We start from the raw sequence: 16,763 nt of genomic DNA, 5'->3' as shown, positions 1-16,763 counted from the left end.
GAAAATAAACACCCTCCATCCTCTGAAACCCTTGAAAATAAAGGGAAGTTCTTTTCGAGAAGGGCAAATTTTACCTATTAACTGTCAAACTCGGGTTGGCAAGTCCTTGAGAATTAAACGCCCTACATTGAGCAACCGTTCCTATTTTTCGCCTTCGAAAAAATGGGAACGGATCCGGTAAATCATTAAGAATCCTTCACACGCAAAATCCCTGCTAATCACGCAAACTCGAAATCCTCTTGACCGGGAAACTTATGTTCGCTACACTGGAAACGAACGTTCGCCCAAAGGTACAGTTTTATGCCAAAGCTTAGCGAATCCGAAAAAATAGCCCTTGAGTTTATAGAGGAATACCTCTCTAAAAACGGCTACCCTCCCTCTTTTAGGGAAATAGCTGAAGCCTGCGGCTTTTCTTCAAAAAGCTCCGTTCACAAACTCTTAAGAAGGCTTGAGGCCAAAGGATTCGTCGAACTTGTCCCTGGAGAAGCTCGCGGGATCAGGCTTCTAAGACCTGCAAAAGGGATCCCTGTGCTGGGAAAAATCCCGGCCGGCGAACCCCTGATACCATACGAAGACCTTGAAGAAGTCGTTCCCATTGATCCCTCGTTTTTTGGAGGAGGCAGGCTTTTTATGGTACGAGTCAGAGGAGATTCCATGAAAGATGCCGGAATCCTTCCTGGAGACCTGGTGGTCATCCGTCCGCAGGAGGAAGCCTTTTCAGGAGATATTGTAGCTGCCCTTATTTATGAACCAGAACCTTATGTCACCTTGAAAAGGCTAAAGATATCTCAAGGCCGCATAGAACTTCACCCTGAAAATCCAGTTTATGAACCAATGATCTTTTCCAAAGAAGAAGTTGAAAACGGCAAACTGAAAATCCTGGGGGTTAAGGTAGGTCTTTTGAGGAAAGGCTAGGCGAAAAACCCTCTAAATCGCTTCTCAGTTGAAGGATAAATCAAAAATGTCCCAAACAGGGTTCGTACATCTTCAAACAAAGAGTGCTTTTTCCTTTTTTTGGGGCACGTTCCACCCCGAAGAACTCGTGACTCAAGCAAAAAAACTAGGCCAAAAAAGTCTTGCCTTAACGGATTTGAACGGCCTTTACGGAGCGATCAGATTTTATCGCAAAGCTAAAAGGGCTCGTATCAAACCCATCATCGGTTCAGAAATTACGATGAAAGACGGCCATACACTTGTTTTACTTGCCCGAAATTATGAGGGCTATAAAAACCTTTGCCGTCTCCTCACAAAGGCTCATCTTGAAAACCCTAGAGGCAACCCCGCCCTGCGCTTTGACCATCTTTCCCATCTCTCGCAAAATCTCATCTGTCTTGCCGGGGGGAGAGGCTCGCGCCTGAGGTCGCTTATTGAGAAGAAAAACATCCCGGAGGCAGAAAATTTCCTGCGCTTTTTAAAAAATTTCTTTCCAGAAGAAAATCGACTTTTTGTAGTGCTCCAAAATCATTTCCTGCCAAAAGATGAAGAAGCTCTCCACCTCACCTATGAACTCGCCCAAAAGCTTAATCTTCCGGTAATTGCAACCAATGAAGTAACCTATCTTTTGCCCGAAGATTACGAAGTCCATAAAGCCCTTGTGGGGATTGCCAGAGCCTATCACCACCGTAAAATCTCGCCTCTTCCCAATGATTCTTTTTATCTGGCTTCTGCTCAAGAAATGGCCCAAAGGATCCCATATCCCGATGCCCTGGAAAATACTGTTTTAATATCCGAAGACATTTCCCTTGAAATTCCCCTTGGCCGTCCACGCCCTCCTAAGTTCTACCCCTCAAGCGAGCTAGCCAATCGTCTTATTTCTCGTCTTTGTGTGCTTTCTCTTGCACGCCGAAAAAAGCCGGTCCCCTTTGATTATCTTGTAAGGCTTGAAAAAGAGCTCTCGGTAATCAAGGGCCGAAAGCTTGCGGATTTTTTTCTTCTCGTAAAAAAAATCAAGGATTTTGCCGCCCAAAGGCAAATCCGTTGCACTGTCAGAGGCTCAGCAGCAGGCTCCCTTGTAGTTCATCTCCTTCTGGGAGGAGTTGATCCCCTGGAACACAAGCTTCTTTTCGAGCGGTTTCTCAATGATGGACGGGCTGATCTTCCCGATGTAGATCTTGATTTCGACTCCGATAGAAGAAGCGAAATCCTTGAGTATGTAATGAAGCAACTCCCCGGACAGGCTGCCATGGTCGCCACCATCCTAACCTTCAAAACAAGGGGAGCTGTGCGCATGCTGGGAAAAGCGCTGGGTTATTCTTTAGAAGAAATAGCTGAGCTTTCCCGCGGACTTCCCTCTGCCTTTCGGGGTGTTGACATTTTAACTGCCCTTTCCCGTTTTCCCGAACTCAAAGACCATCCCATCCTAAAAGAAGAAAAACTTCTGTGGCTTTCAGCGCAAATTGCGGGGCTGCCCTTTAGACACTCAGTTCACCTGGGCGGGGTAGTTATTGCACCGGAGCCCGTCGAAAACATAAGCCCGATTGCTTTGTCAGCCAAAGGACTACCGGTGATCCAATTCGACAAAGACGATGTTGAAGCCCTGGGGCTTCTGAAACTTGATTTGCTTGGCCTTCGAATGCACACTGCTATCAGAAAAAGCTTAGAGGCCCTGGCAGGACAACACAAAAAACTTGACCTTGAAAACACGCCCCTTAATGACCCCAAAACGTATAGCCTTCTTAAAAAAGGAGACACCCTTGGTGTTTTTCAACTTGAGTCCCCCGGACAGAGACAGCTTGTGGTGAGGTTAAAACCTAGATGTTTTCTGGATATTGTAGCTGAAATATCCCTTTTTCGTCCGGGGCCTGTGGAAGGCGACATGGTAAATCCCTACGTGCGCCGAAGAAATGGTAAAACAAGAGTCATTTATCCCTACCCTGATCTCAAGCCAATCCTTGAAGAGACCTACGGGGTAATTCTCTTTCAGGAGCAAGTCCTTGAGATAGCCCATCACTTTGCCGGAATGAGCTATGCAGAAGCTGATGCCTTCCGCAGGGCCATGACCAAAGACCGAAGCCCCGAAGAGATGGCCAAAATAAAAGACAAATTCATATCAGGGGCCCTAAAAAAAGGCTATTCTCAAGCAGTTGCTGAACGTGTTTTTGAGATGGTAGCATCCTTTGCTGCCTATGGATTTTGTAAGGCCCACGCCGCTTCTTTTGCCCACATTACCTACCAGAGCGCTTATCTTAAGGCCCACTATCCCCGGGAGTTTTACATTGGCCTGTTGAATGCCGGACCCGTGGGGTCCTATCCGCATTTTGTCATTCTAAACGAAGCCCGCCGCAAAGGAATTCCCGTGTATCCTCCCCATGTTAATTCTAGTGGTCTTGAATATCTGCCTGAAAGGGATGGCATAAGGGTACCGCTCACAGAGGTAAGACTCCTTGGCCCCAGAACCGCAGAAAGGATCGTTCTGGAAAGAGAAAAAGGCGGGACTTACACGAGTATTGAAAACTTGCTGGCAAGAGTCTCTTTATCAAAGCTTATTCTGAAAAACCTTTTCCTTTGTGGTGCACTGGAGGGGCTTAATGCCGCTGAAAAAGAAGTGGCTTAGGCCGAAACTTCCTATTGAAGAAGCTATCATGAAAGATGGTGCCCTTAAGGTTTTTGTTCGAGCGCATCCTCTTGAAGCTTTAAGACCTCAACTAAGGGCCCAAAAATTTGTAACAGCCAGTGAAATAAAAAAACTTCCCCCGCAAACAAGGGTCAAGGTCGCAGGCTTGGTAATACTGGTTCATACTCCTCCGGTGAGATCCGGAAAACGCATTATATTCGTAACTCTTGAAGACGAAACCGGGCTCATAGACCTGGTGATCCCTCCTGAAAGCCAGGGGAAGTGTGCCAAAGCGGTATTTACTCAGCAGGTAGTTTTCTTAAAGGGCAGGCTACAGGAACATAGCGGATCTCGGACCATCTTAATTGAAGACCTTGCTTCGCCATTTTAAGCTTTTGTTGAAGGAGTTTTGGCGGCCCCACGGGGACTCGAACCCCGGTCTCTGGCGTGAGAGGCCAGTATCCTAGGCCGCTAGACGATGGGGCCGTAAGCATTTCTTACATTAGCTAGCCGTAACACTTCTGTCAAGAAACAGGCTGATAAGCGTCTTTACGGGCCTTATCAAGGTGATAGGCGCGGATAAAGCGGTCAAGATCACCGTCAAGCACTGCCTCAACATTACCCACTTCTAAACCCGTACGATGGTCTTTTATCAAGCGATAAGGATGCAGTACGTAAGAACGAATCTGGCTACCCCAGGCAATTTCTTTCTTTTCGCCGTAAAGCTTCTGGCGTTCTTCTTCCTTTTTGCGCCGCTCAAGCTCGTAAAGCCTAGCCTTAAGGATAGCCATGGCGATAGCCTTGTTGCGGTGTTGAGAGCGTTCGTTTTGGCACTGCACTACAATACCTGTGGGCAAATGGGTAATGCGCACCGCGCTTTCGGTCTTATTAACGTGCTGGCCGCCATGGCCACTGGCACGCATGGTTTCGATTTTGAGGTCTTCTGGTCTGATTTCTACCTGGATATCTTCTTCGATTTCAGGGATCACGGAAACCGAAGCAAAAGAGGTGTGGCGCCTGCCACTGGCATCAAAAGGCGAGATGCGCACCAAACGATGTATCCCGGCTTCCGCTTTAAGGTGCCCGTAAGCATAAGGGCCTTCCACAATAAAAGTAACAGACTTAATGCCTGCTTCTTCTCCTGGAAGGATGTCGATTATCTTGGTTTTAAAGCCCTTTTTCTCTGCCCAACGGAGATACATACGCAAAAGCATTTCCACCCAATCTTGGGCCTCTGTGCCTCCTGCTCCTGCATGAATGGTGACTATGGCATTGGAGGTGTCGTGAGGGCCTGAAAGAAAAAGTTTGACCTCCTGATCCTCGATGGCCGCAGAAAGCTTTTTTAGTTTTTTGCGGACTTCTTTGAGGGTTTCTTCGTCGTCTTCTTCAAGGGCAAGCTCAAAAAGGATTTTCAAGTCTTCAAACTCTTGTTCCAGGCTTTCCCAGGAAGCCAGAAGCTCTTCAATGCGAGCCCGCTCTCGCAGTATCTCTTTGGCTTCTTTGCGCTCCCAAAAATTCTCTTTGACTAATTCCTTCTCAATTTCTGCGAGCTTTTTCCTCTTGGCTTCCGGATCAAAGACACCTCCTTAGGCTAGAGATGCGTTCAGAAAGCCGCTCAAGTTCCATCTTTATCTCAGCAGGGTTTAAGGCCAAAGCCTTTTCCCCGGTCTTAATTTCAAGGACCCGTCTTTTCATTTTTTCCTCCTCCCCAAATATTTTAAGCCTGCCAAAAGGCTTAAAACTGAACATAAAACAGCAAAAACATCGCCATGTTTAGTATACCAGCTCAAAAATGATAAATGCTCAGCTTTTATACAAAGACTTGCTTCTTTTTCAAGGGGAGTTGCCATTATAATGTGACCAAAAGGGTCTATCAAGCCGCTAATGCCGGTGTTGGCCACGCGCACCAGATAGCGCCTGTTTTCCACCGCCCGAAAAACCGCCTGGGCAAAATGCTGGTAAGGCCCGGCGCTTGTGCGAAACCAGGCGTCGTTTGTGGCCACTAGAAGAATCGTAGCACCATCTTTTGCCTGCCTGCGGGCAAGGTCGGGAAACACGCTTTCAAAACAGATTAGTGGACCAAAAATCTCTTTAGCAGAAAGCGCCAGCGGGCCACTTGCAATACCAGGGGAATAATCTCCTGATGCCACGGCAAAAGTACGCAAAAAGGGAAGCTCTTTTTCAAAGGGAATGAACTCTCCAAAAGGCACTAAGCGCTGCTTGTCATAAATCCCTTTGATTAAACCGGTTTTATCAAGCAAAAACAAACTGTTAAAAACCTTAGGCTCATCTCCCTGGATAACCACTCTCGGGGCCCCAAAAATCAACGGAACCCGGTTTTCCTTGGCAAAGGAAATAATCTGCTGGCTTAGCTCCTTCGTGGGGTTAAAGAAAAAAGGAAGCGCTGTTTCTGGCCAGATAATTACTTCAGGCTTTTCTTTAAGGACCTTTTGAGACAAAGCGAGATATTTTGCCACGGTTTCTCGCTGAAACTTCGGGTCCCATTTGATGTTTTGGGGGATATTTCCCTGGATTATGGCAATACGCTGAGGTGTCCCTTGTAAGCTTTTTTGCTCTAAGGCCCTTGCGCCATAAACATAGGCCCCTACAAGGACCAAAGCCACCAAAGCCAAAGTAGGGATAGCCCTTTGCTGGGAAAGAAGCGCAAAGGCCCCGTAGTTACAGAGAAAAAGTACAAAGGAAACCGCGTAAATTCCTCCTAAAGAAGCTATTTGAAGGAGAAATAGATTCTGGTACTGGGTGGCCCCTAGATACCCCCAGGGAAAGGCAATGGGGACTTTGGCCCTTAAAAATTCGAATGCAGTCAACAAGGCGGCAAAAAAAATGGCATTTAAAGGAGATGCTCTCAGAAGGCCAATTTTTTGGGAAAGCCAGAGGGGAACTGCTAAGTAAAGGGAAAGATACGCGCAAAGAAGTGCTAGGACACCCAAGGCCGCAGGAAACATAAGACCGCCAAACTCGGTCATCACGCCGGTTAGCCAGTAAAGAAGCCCAAAAAAGTAGCAAAAGCCCGTTAGGAATGCCAAAGAAAAAGACCGCCTAGGGTTAAGGCGCTGGGCTTCAAGCGCAAAGGCCAGCCCAAAAAAGGCCAGAAACGAATAAGAAGTTTTGGGATGAGCCAGAAACAACAAAACTCCTGCTAAAATAGAAAGACCATACGCCCACATTTAAGCTTTTACCTTTCTTGCCCTGATTTTTTTGATTCGGCGTTCATCGGCAGCAAGTATCTCTAGCTCCAGATCATCAAAGCGAAAACGCTCGCCTTCTTCTGGCAAGCGCCCTGCTTTTTCTATGATAAATCCTGAGATGGTTTCGTAAGGCCCACGTGGAATCTCAACCTGTAAAGCCTTCTCTACGTCGTCAATGCGCACGGTTCCCTCAAGGATGTACCAGCCTGCGGCATCTTTGGGAAAAACCGGGGCCTCATCGCCCATGATTTCTAAAAAAATGTCTCGCAGGGTTACCAGGCCACTTACTACACCACTTTCGTCAATCACTATGGCAAATTGTTCACGCCTTTTGCGGAACTCAGAGAGAAGGTCTCTCACCTTTATGTTCTCCGGTACGATGTACGCTTCACGACAAAGGCTTCTCAGAGAAAAGGCCTCAGCGCTTCCGCAAAAACGGAAAAGGTCTTTTATGTGCACCACTCCGCGGATGTGATCAAGGTCTTTCTGATAAACCGGGTACCGCGTATGGGGATTTTTGGTCACCTCTGCCACAAGTTGTTTAAAATCCATGCCTACTTCAAGGGCTACGATGTCTTTGCGGGGAACCATTACTTCTCTCACAGGAATATTGCGTACTTGAAGGATGTTGATAATCATCTCCCCTTCTTCGGGGGTAATCAGGCCCTTTTCCTCGCCCTCGTCTATGAGTTCGGTAATCTCTTCGGTGAATTCTTTGTCTTCTTCTTCCCGTGACTTGGCAAAAATTTCTTTAAACGCTTTGAAAATAGATGTTTTTTCTTCTGGCAAAGGCTCCTCCTTCTTGGAATGTATGGCTTTGATTTTACGAATAGATTGGCTTCATTGCAAAAAACCTGTCTGCTTTGCCTGTCCCCATCTTACTGCTAAACTTAAGAGTATGAAAAAGGTCTTTATCAGAACTTTCGGTTGCCAGATGAACGAATACGACTCTGAGCGCATGTATGCGCTTATTAAGGATGAATACATCCTTTGTGCCGAACCCAAAGAAGCAGACCTTATCCTGATAAACACTTGTTCTGTGCGCAAAAAAGCTGAAGAAAAGGTATATGGCTTAGTTGGCCGCCTGAAGCATCTTAAGAAGGCGCGCCCTGAAGTAATAATTGGAGTTTGCGGCTGTGTTGCCCAGCAAGAAGGTGACAAAATCATAAAAAGGCTCCCCCACGTGGACATGGTCCTTGGACCGCAGGCCGTGTATCGCCTAAAAGAGGCCCTGGATTCTGTGCGCCAAGGCAAAGGTCCGGTGGTGGATGTTGAATTACGCAAAGAGTTTCGTCAGCCCCTTATCTTTCCCTCTCTAAACGGCACCGCCCCGGTAAAGGCCTTTGTAACCATTATGCAGGGATGTGACAATTTCTGCTCTTATTGTGTGGTGCCTTATACCCGTGGACGAGAGATTAGCAGGCCACCTGAGGAAATTCTTGCCGAGGTAGAATGCCTGGTGCGCCAGGGTGTGCGCGAAGTAATGCTCCTTGGCCAGAATGTTAACTCTTACGGACGCAAAGAAAAGAACTTCCCTACCTTTGCAGAACTTTTGCGAGAGGTAGCCAAAATTCCGGGGCTTTGGCGGGTGCGCTTTACCACCAGCCATCCTAAAGATTTGACCCTTGACCTCATGCGCGCCATCGCAGAGATTCCGGAAGTCTGCGAACATTTGCATTTGCCGGTTCAGGCAGGCTCAAACCGTGTCTTAAAAGCCATGAACCGGGGTTATACCCGTGAGGAATACCTTGAAAAGGTCAAACGCTTGCGTGAGTTTTGCCCTGAAATCACCTTAACCACGGACATTATCGTAGGATTTCCCGGAGAAACCGAAGAAGACTTTGAAGAGACTTTGAGCCTTCTTGAGACCGTGCGTTTTGCAGAAATATTCTCCTTCAAGTATTCTGATCGCCCCTTTGCCCGGGCAACACAATTTGAAAACAAAGTCCCTGAAGAAGAAAAGGCACGGCGCCTTAAAAAAGTCCACGAGCTTCAAGAAAAGATTACCCGCGAGATAAACGAATCTTTTATTGGAAAAGAGGTAGAAGTATTGGTAGAAGGAAAAAGTGCAAGCAGCCAGGAGATGTGGGCTGGCAGAACCCGCAGCCATCATGTGGTAAACTTTAAGGGGCCGGAAAATTTGAAAGGAAAGCTTGTCCGTGTTTTTATTGAAGATTGTGGAAGACATTCATTACGCGGTAAATTTGTTAGAGACCTTTGCAAAAATGCCGAGATCAGTGTTGCAAGCACAAACACAGGGGATCCGTTCCTATTTTTCGGAACGAAAAATGAGAACGAATCCTAAAGGTCTCTTGTTTAATACCCTTTGGGAGGCTTAAATGAAAGTTAAAATGAAGGTCCAGGCCATTGCTCTGGATCCGGTATCGAACAGTCCGGTGATGCTTTTAAAGGAAGAAGAAGGCGAACGCACCCTTCCTATCTGGATAGGACTTCTTGAAGCCACGGCTATCGCTACTCGTCTTGAAAATATCCAGTTCTCTAGGCCAATGACGCACGATCTTTTAATCAATATTCTGGAACACTTGGGGATCAAGATCCCGCGCATAGAAGTCTGCGATCTGCGTGACAATACTTACTACGCCTTGATTACCCTTGATATTGACGGCCGGGAAGTACAAATAGATGCAAGACCTAGCGATGCGGTAGCTATTGCCCTGCGCACGGATGCCGAAATCTGGGTTCACGAGCAAGTTTTTGAAAAGAGCCAGGCCCTTGAAGAGGCTGCCAAGACCGAAGCCCAACAGGAGACTGCCGAACAGGATCAAGATAAAGACAAACTCAAAGAACTCCTGGAAAAACTTGATCCCAGTGCTATTAGCAAGTACAAAATGTAGCCATGTTTGATTTTCATTGTCACTCAATATTTAGCGATGGAGAATTAATCCCTGCGGAGTTGCTACGCAGGGTTAGTGTTTTAGGCTATGAGGCCGTTGCCATTACTGACCATGCAGACCAATCAAACATCGAACTCATTTTGCCGCGCATTATCACAGCGGCCCGCGCACTTAACCAAATGTCAAAGGCCAAGCTTATCCCCGGCATTGAGATTACTCATGTACCTCCTGGGCAAATTGCCGAACTGGTAATGAGGGCTCGGGTGCTTGGGGCGCAAATAGTCGTGGTTCATGGAGAAACGCTGGTTGAACCAGTAGAACCAGGTACAAACCTGGCTGCGATAAAGGCTGGTGCGGACATCCTTGCGCATCCAGGGCTTATTAGTGAAGAAGAAGTCCGCCTGGCTGCTGAAAAAGGCGTTTTTCTGGAACTCTCTGGGCGCAAAGGCCATTGCCTTGCTAATGGGCATGTGGCAGCTCTTGCTAGACGTTTCGGTGCTCCCCTTATTATAAATTCCGATGCCCATGCGCCAGGAGACTTCATGACCGAAAAATTCGCCCGCCAGGTCGGCCGCGGTGCCGGGCTTTCTACCACAGAAGTAAACAATCTCTACCGCCAGGTAAGAGAACGCTTCTTAAAGTAAAACCTTTCTTTTATTCAAAAATATTTAACCTTTGCGAAAATTTAATTTTTAAGTTAAGTCAAAAGGTTAACGTAAAAATCTGCCTCAAAAGGAGGGCTTTATGCCTAAGAAAATTTCGCACGTGCTTATTGCCAACAGGGGCGTCCCTGCCGTGCGTATTATGGATACTTGCAGGGACAGGCGCATCAAAACAACCGCTGTTTACAGCACCCCAGATCGCCTGGCTTATCATGTCCGCTTAGCAGATCAAGCTGTTTGCATTGGCGAAGGCCCACCCCTTGAATCTTATCTCAATATGGAAAAGATCATCGCTGCTGCACTTAAAGTTGGTGCTGATGCAATCCACCCGGGCTGGGGGTTTCTGGCAGAAAACGCAGACTTTGCAGAAATGGTCGAAGACGCAGGCCTTACCTGGATCGGTCCACCACCTCAAGTAATAAGGGCTATGGGAGATAAAGTAGAAGCCAAAAAATACGCCAGGCGTGCAAACGTGCCCACCATCCCGGGCATAGACAACGTTAAAACCCTTGACGATGTAAAACGCTGGATAAAAGAAGAAAACGTTGAATATCCTATCATGTTAAAGGCTGCCAAAGGCGGTGGCGGAAAAGGGATGGTAAAAGTTGAATCCGAAGATGAGCTCCCCATAGCTTTTAACCAGGCCAAGTCTGAAGCCTTAAAAGCCTTTGGCGATGATACCTTGCTGGCAGAAAAATATATCCGCAGAGGCCGCCATATAGAAGTCCAGGTGGTAGCCGACCAGCACGGCAAAGTCCTTCATCTTTACGAACGAGAATGTACTCTTCAGCGTCGTAACCAGAAAATTATCGAAGAAGCACCTTCTCCCACGCTAGATGAGGATCTGCGAGAAGAAATCTGTTTCACCGCGGTGCGCCTTATGCGCGAAATAGGTTACGCTTCTGCAGGCACAGTAGAATTTATCTTTGATTCCTCCACCAATAAATTCTATTTCCTCGAAGTAAATACCCGCTTACAGGTTGAACATGGTATCACCGAGCTTATCACCGGACTTGATATTGTCTCATTAATGTTAGATATCGCAGAAGGCAAAAAGCTTCCTATTAGACAGTCAGAAGTAAAAGTCAACCGCTGGGCCTTAGAAGCTCGACTAAATGCCGAAGACCCGGTTACCTTTAATCCTTCTTTTGGCACTATTACTAGACTTCAACTCCCTCAAGGCCCGGCAGTTCGTATATCTCAAGGAATTTATGAAGGGGCAGACATTCCGCCTTATTACGATTCACTTATCATGCTTATCATGACTGCAGGGCAAAACCGCGAAGCCGCCATTATGACCATGGACCGCGCCCTTGGTCGAGACTTACGCGTGGAAGGCGTAAAAACCATCGCACCGCTTCTGCTGGCAATCATCAGGCACCCGTCCTTTCGGGCAGGACATTTTTCCACCACTTTTATCGAAGAACACATGGACGAATTAGTCGCCATGTTTCGTGAAAAAAGCACCGAAGACGAAATTCTTAAAATTGCCAAATTCGTGGCCAGGGTTTCTGCCTTAGGCCCACAATCCTGGATGTAAAGGAGCTGGCTATGTGGAACATCATTAAACCTGGAATGTCTCCTAAAGAGATAGTAAAAACCCTGCGGGAATTAGATGGTGTTATGTTCACCTCTACCGGCATGCGTGATGCCGGCCAATCAGATTACAAAAATCGTCACCGTATTTATGACTTAGCAACTCTTGCTCCTTACTACGAAGAAATGGGGCTTTTTAGTGCTGAGTGCCACGGCGGCGCCCGCTGGCACGTAGGCATTATGAACCGCCGCGAAGACCCCTTTGAGGAAATCCGCATACTTCGCGAAAAAATGCCTTCGGTGTTACTCCAAACCTTGATCCGTGAGACCAACCTCTGGGGTTATCGCCCGTATCCCAAAAACGTTATCGAGTACGTGGTTGCCCGGGTGGATATTGATGTCTGGCGCTGTTTCTCATTTTTAAACGATATTCGTAACATGCGTTCAGTAGCCGAAATAGTCATGAAACGCGGGCGCTTGTTCGAGCCTGCGATTTCTTTCACCCAGGCAGAGTGGACCACGGACGAATACTATCTTTCAGTGGTTGAAGAAATCGTTGATCTCTGCGGCGGGACAGACGAAATCGTCCTTTGTATCAAAGACATGGCAGGAGTTGGGAGCCCCAAACGCATCTCCCAATTGATTGACGCCATAAAACAAAAATACCCGGATCTGGTAGTTCATTACCACCGCCATACCACCGATGGTCTGGCGCTTCCTGCCTACCTGGCTGCGGCGCAGGCAGGAGCCAAGATCATCGATGTGCAGGAAGACTCTCTCACCCGCTTTTACGGCCAACCCCCTATTCTCGCTGCCCAAGCCTATCTTGAGGAAGCCGGGATAAAGGTTCACCTTAACCGCGAAGCCGCTGAAAAAGCCGTACAAAAAGTGCGGGAGTGGATTAACCAGTACGCCTGGGCAGAAAGCCCGTTTAAAGGTTTTGACCACAACGTTACCAAGCATAAAATGCCCGGCGGAGCCTTTCCAAGCTCCTTTGAACAGGCAGAAAAGGGCGGATTCTTACACCTCATGCCTCAAATCCTTAAGGTAATGTCTCTTTATAACCGCATCATTAAGTACTTCGACGTAACTCCGGGCTCTCAGATCACCTGGGTTACCTGCTCGGGAATGGTAAACAAATACGCCAAAGAAAGGGGCTTAAAAGGTGTTGAACATCTGATAAAGCTTCTCACTAAGTTTGTTGAAGAGGCGAACCAAGACCTTGAAAAAATGGAACCCTGGGAGAAAGAAGAACTCCTTCAACTTTTCCGCAACGCCCCAGGGGACTTCAAAAACCTCATCTTAGGAAAATACGGACGTCTGCCCCAGGGATGGCCGCCTGACTGGGTTTATCAGAGCGCTTTTGGCGATGAATGGGAAGAAAAGATTAAAGAACGCACGGATAAATCTCCCCTTGAAACAGTAAAGCCTGACGATTTAGACAAGCTGCGCAATGAGCTTGAAGAAAAAATCGGCCGCAAACCCAGTGAAGAAGAATTTATCCTCTACCTTATGCATCCCAAGGATGCCGTGGATTACATCAAGTTCCGCGAGGAATATGGACTGGCGCCTCTTGTACTTCCCACCAACGTTTGGCGTGAAGGCCTTAAAAAACCTGGCGACAAAGTGGAATTTGAGCTTGACGGCAAGCCCTATGCCATCGAGCTAGTGTCCATTGGTGCCGAGCACGAAGGCCTTATCCATGTGGTAATGAAAGTAAACAACAAAACCAGGGTCTATACCGTTGAGACCCCGCGGGCCAAAAAGAAAGAAATCAAAAAAGCTACCGGGCCAAATCAAATAGGCGCACCCATAAGCGGCAATGTCTGGCGCATTGGAAACCCTGAACGCGGGATCATTAAAGTTGGCGATATCGTGCACAAAGGCGAGGAGATTGCGAACATTGAAGCCATGAAAATGGAAAACGCGGTTGTGGCACCCTTTGACGCTCAAATCGTTGCCATTCACGTAAAAGTAAATGACACAGTAGAGGAAGGCCAGCTTCTGTTCGAGTTAAAACCGCTCGAAGAATAAAGAAGGCGGGCAGCCCCCGCCTTCTTTATTTTTACTTGGTCTTTTTGGTCTCAAGGAGAAACTTCAGCCAGTCAGCCATTTGTTGCAAATTCTTGTTGAGATACCACCTACCATTGGCAAAGGCTCCGTAATCAGCACCAGCCATGGCAGAGGCATAACGGGTGGAGTTAGCGTAAAAGAGCCACTGTTCAACCCACATTTTTTCAATGGCTTCGTCAAAAATGCTTGAGGGGAGTCCCTTGGCTACGCCTTTATTCCAAGCCTCAAGCAAAATCAAAGTAGCTGCCAAAGTTTGTTTGTTGGTGGTCTCAATGGTCTTGTCAAGCTTGGCAAAATGGCCTTCCACCCATTCGGTTGAATGACAAGACAAGCAGACTTTTTTCATCTTAGCACGACGCTTGGCCATTTCTTTCTTGTCAATTACAAACTCAGCTACCGGCTCTCCTGTCAGCTCTGTGGGCAAGGGAAGTCCTGCCTTGTTCTTTATTTTGGTGGTGTCGGGATCCTTGGGCTGTGGGTGAGCATACACCAAGCCGAAAATACGCCAGGCCAAACGGTCATTCATCTGATGGGTACGTTCTACGATGACGTTGCCATCCTGATCAACAAGCTTGCTTATGTGACAGGTGGCACAGGTAGGCGCGGTAAAATCTTTACCTACGGTCCAATTGTCAGGCTTAAAGTTCCAGGTATGACCCTTGGAAGAAAAGATGTTTCCGTGTTTGCTAACCATATAAACCTTGTAACCGGGGACATCATGGCCTTTGTGACACTCAGAACAGGTGTAAGGCTTGCGCGCAATTTCCATAGAAAAACTGTGCTTGGGGTGACAAGAAGTACAGGAACCTTTAGAGCCATCAGGGTTCAAACGTCCTACTCCGTTATTGGGCCAGCCTTCAAATACAGGAAATTTCATTTCGCCAAACTCGGTATCACGAGTAGCAAAGCCTTTTACCTGGATCTTCGTTCCATGGCAGTGCAAACAGGCATCAGCTTTGGTTTTAGGGTCTGTTTTTTCGTAAACCAAGGCACCGTCTTTAAAGCTTTGAGGCCCTAAAGATGCCTCTACCAGTCCGTGATAAACTGGATTTCCGAGCAGATTGTTGTATGCGTGGGCCATTTTGTTCTTTTGATACTGGGCAACTTCTGCCGGATGGCAAGTTGCACAGTTTTTAGGAGTAACAATTACATGGACCTGAAACCCGTTGTGTTCAAAGGTGTCTTTATGTGCTTTGGGATTCATTGTATGACACTCAGCACAGCCCACCACTACATTTGCAAACTTCTTGGGAACCTTAACATTGTACTTTTTAGCAAGAACTTCTCCGGGCAAGACATTCGCATGAACACTCTTACGCCAGTCTTCTACAATCCCAGGGGTGACAGATTCGTGGCAGGAAAGACAAGTCTCGGTAGCCTCACTTATCTTTGCCTGAGCAGTTGGAATCAAGAAAGGTAAACAGAATGTGACGCTTAAGAAATAAACTACCTACCTCATAATCCCCCTCCTTTTTTGGGGGGCTAAGGCCCCCCCTTTTTTATTATTCAAGGTCAATGGTTATTTCGGCAGAGTTTACTAAAAGAGGCTTATACTCGAACTCAGGAAGCTTGAAGAACTCGCCAATGGAACTTGGAATCTGGGAATAGAAAAGATTGGCTTTAATGGTTAGCGGACCTTTAGCATCTTTAGGCACGGTGAACACGTAGTTTTCGATCTTGGTCTCACGTGGGCCAATGCGATAGTCCACTAAGTCGTTTTTGGCGGTGTACCACTGGCAAATGGTCATACGACCTTTGGGATCAAAGAATGGTTTACGGAAAATCCTAGCCCCTGCGGGAACGTTTCCATCCCGTTTGAGGCCCTTAAAGTTGGGAATTTCCATGATTTCGCCAATAGCCTGGTAGGCATAAGCCTTGGGATCAGCTATGGTGTATTCCTCACCCTTAAACCCTTTGGGCTGCACGGGGATATGCCAGCTCTTGCCGTTGGCGTCAATAACCCACACTTCAAGCCAGAGCATGCGTTCTTCAGAGGAGCCAGAAGGAATCATGTGCCCAACTTTTCCGTTAAAAAGCACTGCACGAAGATTTACCCTATCCCCTGGACGCACTTTGGTGCGGTTTGCATATAGCGCAATGTCAACAGCCCCGGCTAACTTGGTTTCAGCGTGTGAACCCTGAAATACGTGATGAGCAATATCTGCACGTTTGGGACCCATGGTAGCTGCTTTTCCTGGAGCGCGATGCATGTGGCAATCCTGACAAACCACGCCTTCCTTGGCATAGGGGCCAGCTTTCCATTCACGATAGGTTTCCTTAACCCAGGCGCCATAGGGGCTTGCTTCGTCATGACAGGTAGCACAAAACTCCGCAGACCTGATGAAATCAGACTGGGCTACTTTGTGGCTGACAGGTTTAGCATCAGCACGAGGACCCTGCTTAACCTTACCAGGTTCGATGGTATAGCTGAAATTGTAAGGTTCTTTTTCGGTTGTACCGGTAATGTTATGGCAGATCTCACAGGATACCCCTTCGTTAGCTCTGGTACCAGCTGAAGCTTCTTTGGGAGGAATATCTCCGGCAAGAAACGCAAGAGGAGCATGGCAGGCAATGCAACCGCCTTTTACCCCGGCTACTTTGGGTTCTTTGAGGGCATGGGGAAGGGCTAGTTTAAAATATTCAACCTGGTCCCACTCATGAGTAAAAGATTGTGCCATGAGAGAATCTTTCCATTCCTGATAGATCTCGCGGTGGCAGGCCCCACATTTGGTGGGCTTTTTAAAATCCTTGTACTTAAAAGAACCTTGTTCCGCGGCTAAACCTGTACCAGCTAACAATAATAAACCTAAAATACTTAACAATATCTTTCTCATATCCCCCTCCTTAAGTGAAGTTTGTTCGCTTTGACCTCATC

General features: G+C 47.3%; 13 protein-coding genes and 1 tRNA gene. 8 read left to right on the top strand and 6 right to left on the bottom strand.

Features of this window, described 5'->3' with window-relative positions:
- The first annotated feature begins 300 nt into the window (after positions 1-300).
- The 3 genes from lexA to H528_RS0104880 are packed head-to-tail and all read left to right on the top strand — an operon-like array spanning position 301 to position 3,944.
- Positions 301-915, top strand: coding sequence for a transcriptional repressor LexA (gene lexA / locus H528_RS0104890; RefSeq protein ID WP_022853222.1), 615 nt, complete (start codon positions 301-303; stop codon positions 913-915).
- A 46-nt stretch (positions 916-961) separates the two neighbouring features.
- Positions 962-3,553 (top strand): DNA polymerase III subunit alpha, encoded by a 2,592-nt coding sequence (locus tag H528_RS0104885; RefSeq protein ID WP_022853221.1) that lies wholly within the window; start codon positions 962-964, stop codon positions 3,551-3,553.
- Entirely contained in the window at positions 3,528-3,944 is a 417-nt protein-coding gene (locus tag H528_RS0104880; RefSeq protein WP_022853220.1) for an OB-fold nucleic acid binding domain-containing protein, read from the top strand. Before H528_RS0104885 ends, H528_RS0104880 begins: the two co-directional genes overlap by 26 nt.
- Before the next feature lie 19 nt (positions 3,945-3,963).
- Here H528_RS0104880 and H528_RS0104875 read toward each other — a convergent pair.
- The 4 genes from H528_RS0104875 to H528_RS0104855 all read right to left on the bottom strand — a co-directional run bounded on the left by H528_RS0104875 (position 3,964) and on the right by H528_RS0104855 (position 7,551).
- A tRNA-Glu gene (locus tag H528_RS0104875) sits at positions 3,964-4,039 on the bottom strand.
- A gap of 38 nt (positions 4,040-4,077) precedes the next feature.
- Positions 4,078-5,206 (bottom strand): peptide chain release factor 2 gene (gene prfB, locus H528_RS0104870; RefSeq protein WP_157608129.1). Its coding sequence is split into 2 segments (ribosomal slippage): positions 4,078-5,136 and positions 5,138-5,206, totalling 1,128 coding nucleotides; the frame shifts between segments, so codons are not numbered across the junction.
- 38 nt (positions 5,207-5,244) lie between these two features.
- Positions 5,245-6,741, bottom strand: coding sequence for an apolipoprotein N-acyltransferase (gene lnt, locus H528_RS12740; RefSeq protein WP_022853219.1), 1,497 nt, complete (start codon positions 6,739-6,741; stop codon positions 5,245-5,247).
- Positions 6,742-7,551 carry a hemolysin family protein gene (locus H528_RS0104855; RefSeq protein WP_022853218.1) on the bottom strand — a complete coding sequence of 270 codons (810 nt, stop codon included), beginning with the start codon at positions 7,549-7,551 and terminating at the stop codon, positions 6,742-6,744. It abuts the gene before it with no gap.
- A 109-nt stretch (positions 7,552-7,660) separates the two neighbouring features.
- Between H528_RS0104855 and miaB the strand changes: the two genes are divergently transcribed.
- From miaB to H528_RS0104830, 5 genes are all read left to right on the top strand, one after another.
- Positions 7,661-9,067, top strand: a complete 1,407-nt coding sequence (gene miaB, locus H528_RS12735) for a tRNA (N6-isopentenyl adenosine(37)-C2)-methylthiotransferase MiaB (protein ID WP_084677646.1) — start codon at positions 7,661-7,663, stop codon at positions 9,065-9,067.
- Positions 9,068-9,101: 34 nt separating this feature from the next.
- On the top strand, positions 9,102-9,617 hold the full coding sequence (locus H528_RS0104845) for a bifunctional nuclease family protein (protein WP_022853216.1): 516 nt from the start codon (positions 9,102-9,104) through the stop codon (positions 9,615-9,617).
- A 2-nt stretch (positions 9,618-9,619) separates the two neighbouring features.
- A complete protein-coding gene (locus H528_RS0104840) occupies positions 9,620-10,261 on the top strand; it encodes a histidinol phosphate phosphatase domain-containing protein (RefSeq protein WP_022853215.1) in 642 nt (213 codons plus the stop codon).
- A gap of 100 nt (positions 10,262-10,361) precedes the next feature.
- Positions 10,362-11,819 carry an acetyl-CoA carboxylase biotin carboxylase subunit gene (locus H528_RS0104835; protein ID WP_022853214.1) on the top strand — a complete coding sequence of 486 codons (1,458 nt, stop codon included), beginning with the start codon at positions 10,362-10,364 and terminating at the stop codon, positions 11,817-11,819.
- 11 nt (positions 11,820-11,830) lie between these two features.
- Positions 11,831-13,849 carry a biotin/lipoyl-containing protein gene (locus H528_RS0104830; protein WP_022853213.1) on the top strand — a complete coding sequence of 673 codons (2,019 nt, stop codon included), beginning with the start codon at positions 11,831-11,833 and terminating at the stop codon, positions 13,847-13,849.
- 31 nt (positions 13,850-13,880) lie between these two features.
- Here the strand turns inward: H528_RS0104830 and H528_RS12730 are convergent, their stop codons facing one another.
- Both H528_RS12730 and H528_RS0104820 read right to left on the bottom strand, forming a co-directional pair.
- The gene (locus tag H528_RS12730) at positions 13,881-15,299 is read right to left on the bottom strand and encodes a multiheme c-type cytochrome (protein WP_022853212.1); all 1,419 of its coding nucleotides are present in this window, start codon (positions 15,297-15,299) and stop codon (positions 13,881-13,883) included.
- 91 nt (positions 15,300-15,390) lie between these two features.
- Positions 15,391-16,722: a multiheme c-type cytochrome gene (locus tag H528_RS0104820; protein ID WP_022853211.1), complete on the bottom strand. Its 1,332-nt coding sequence runs from the start codon at positions 16,720-16,722 to the stop codon at positions 15,391-15,393.
- Between the last annotated feature and the right edge of the window lie 41 nt (positions 16,723-16,763).

It is taken from the genome of Thermodesulfatator atlanticus DSM 21156, from assembly GCF_000421585.1.
GTDB classification, from domain to species: domain Bacteria; phylum Desulfobacterota; class Thermodesulfobacteria; order Thermodesulfobacteriales; family Thermodesulfatatoraceae; genus Thermodesulfatator; species Thermodesulfatator atlanticus.
Note: the sequence above shows the minus strand (reverse complement) of the source record. Positions and strands in the feature narration are given on the sequence as shown.

Excerpts from the sequence above, each read along its gene's own strand:
- H528_RS0104830 (WP_022853213.1), top strand. The coding sequence starts at position 11,831 with ATGTGGAACATCATTAAACCTGGAATGTCTCCTAAAGAGATAGTAAAA.
- H528_RS0104880 (WP_022853220.1), top strand. The coding sequence starts at position 3,528 with ATGCCGCTGAAAAAGAAGTGGCTTAGGCCGAAACTTCCTATTGAAGAA.
- H528_RS0104845 (WP_022853216.1), top strand. The coding sequence starts at position 9,102 with ATGAAAGTTAAAATGAAGGTCCAGGCCATTGCTCTGGATCCGGTATCG.
- H528_RS0104885 (WP_022853221.1), top strand. The coding sequence starts at position 962 with ATGTCCCAAACAGGGTTCGTACATCTTCAAACAAAGAGTGCTTTTTCC.
- lnt (WP_022853219.1), bottom strand. The coding sequence starts at position 6,741 with ATGTGGGCGTATGGTCTTTCTATTTTAGCAGGAGTTTTGTTGTTTCTG.
- miaB (WP_084677646.1), top strand. The coding sequence starts at position 7,661 with ATGAAAAAGGTCTTTATCAGAACTTTCGGTTGCCAGATGAACGAATAC.
- H528_RS0104835 (WP_022853214.1), top strand. The coding sequence starts at position 10,362 with ATGCCTAAGAAAATTTCGCACGTGCTTATTGCCAACAGGGGCGTCCCT.
- lexA (WP_022853222.1), top strand. The coding sequence starts at position 301 with ATGCCAAAGCTTAGCGAATCCGAAAAAATAGCCCTTGAGTTTATAGAG.
- H528_RS0104820 (WP_022853211.1), bottom strand. The coding sequence starts at position 16,722 with ATGAGAAAGATATTGTTAAGTATTTTAGGTTTATTATTGTTAGCTGGT.
- H528_RS0104840 (WP_022853215.1), top strand. The coding sequence starts at position 9,620 with ATGTTTGATTTTCATTGTCACTCAATATTTAGCGATGGAGAATTAATC.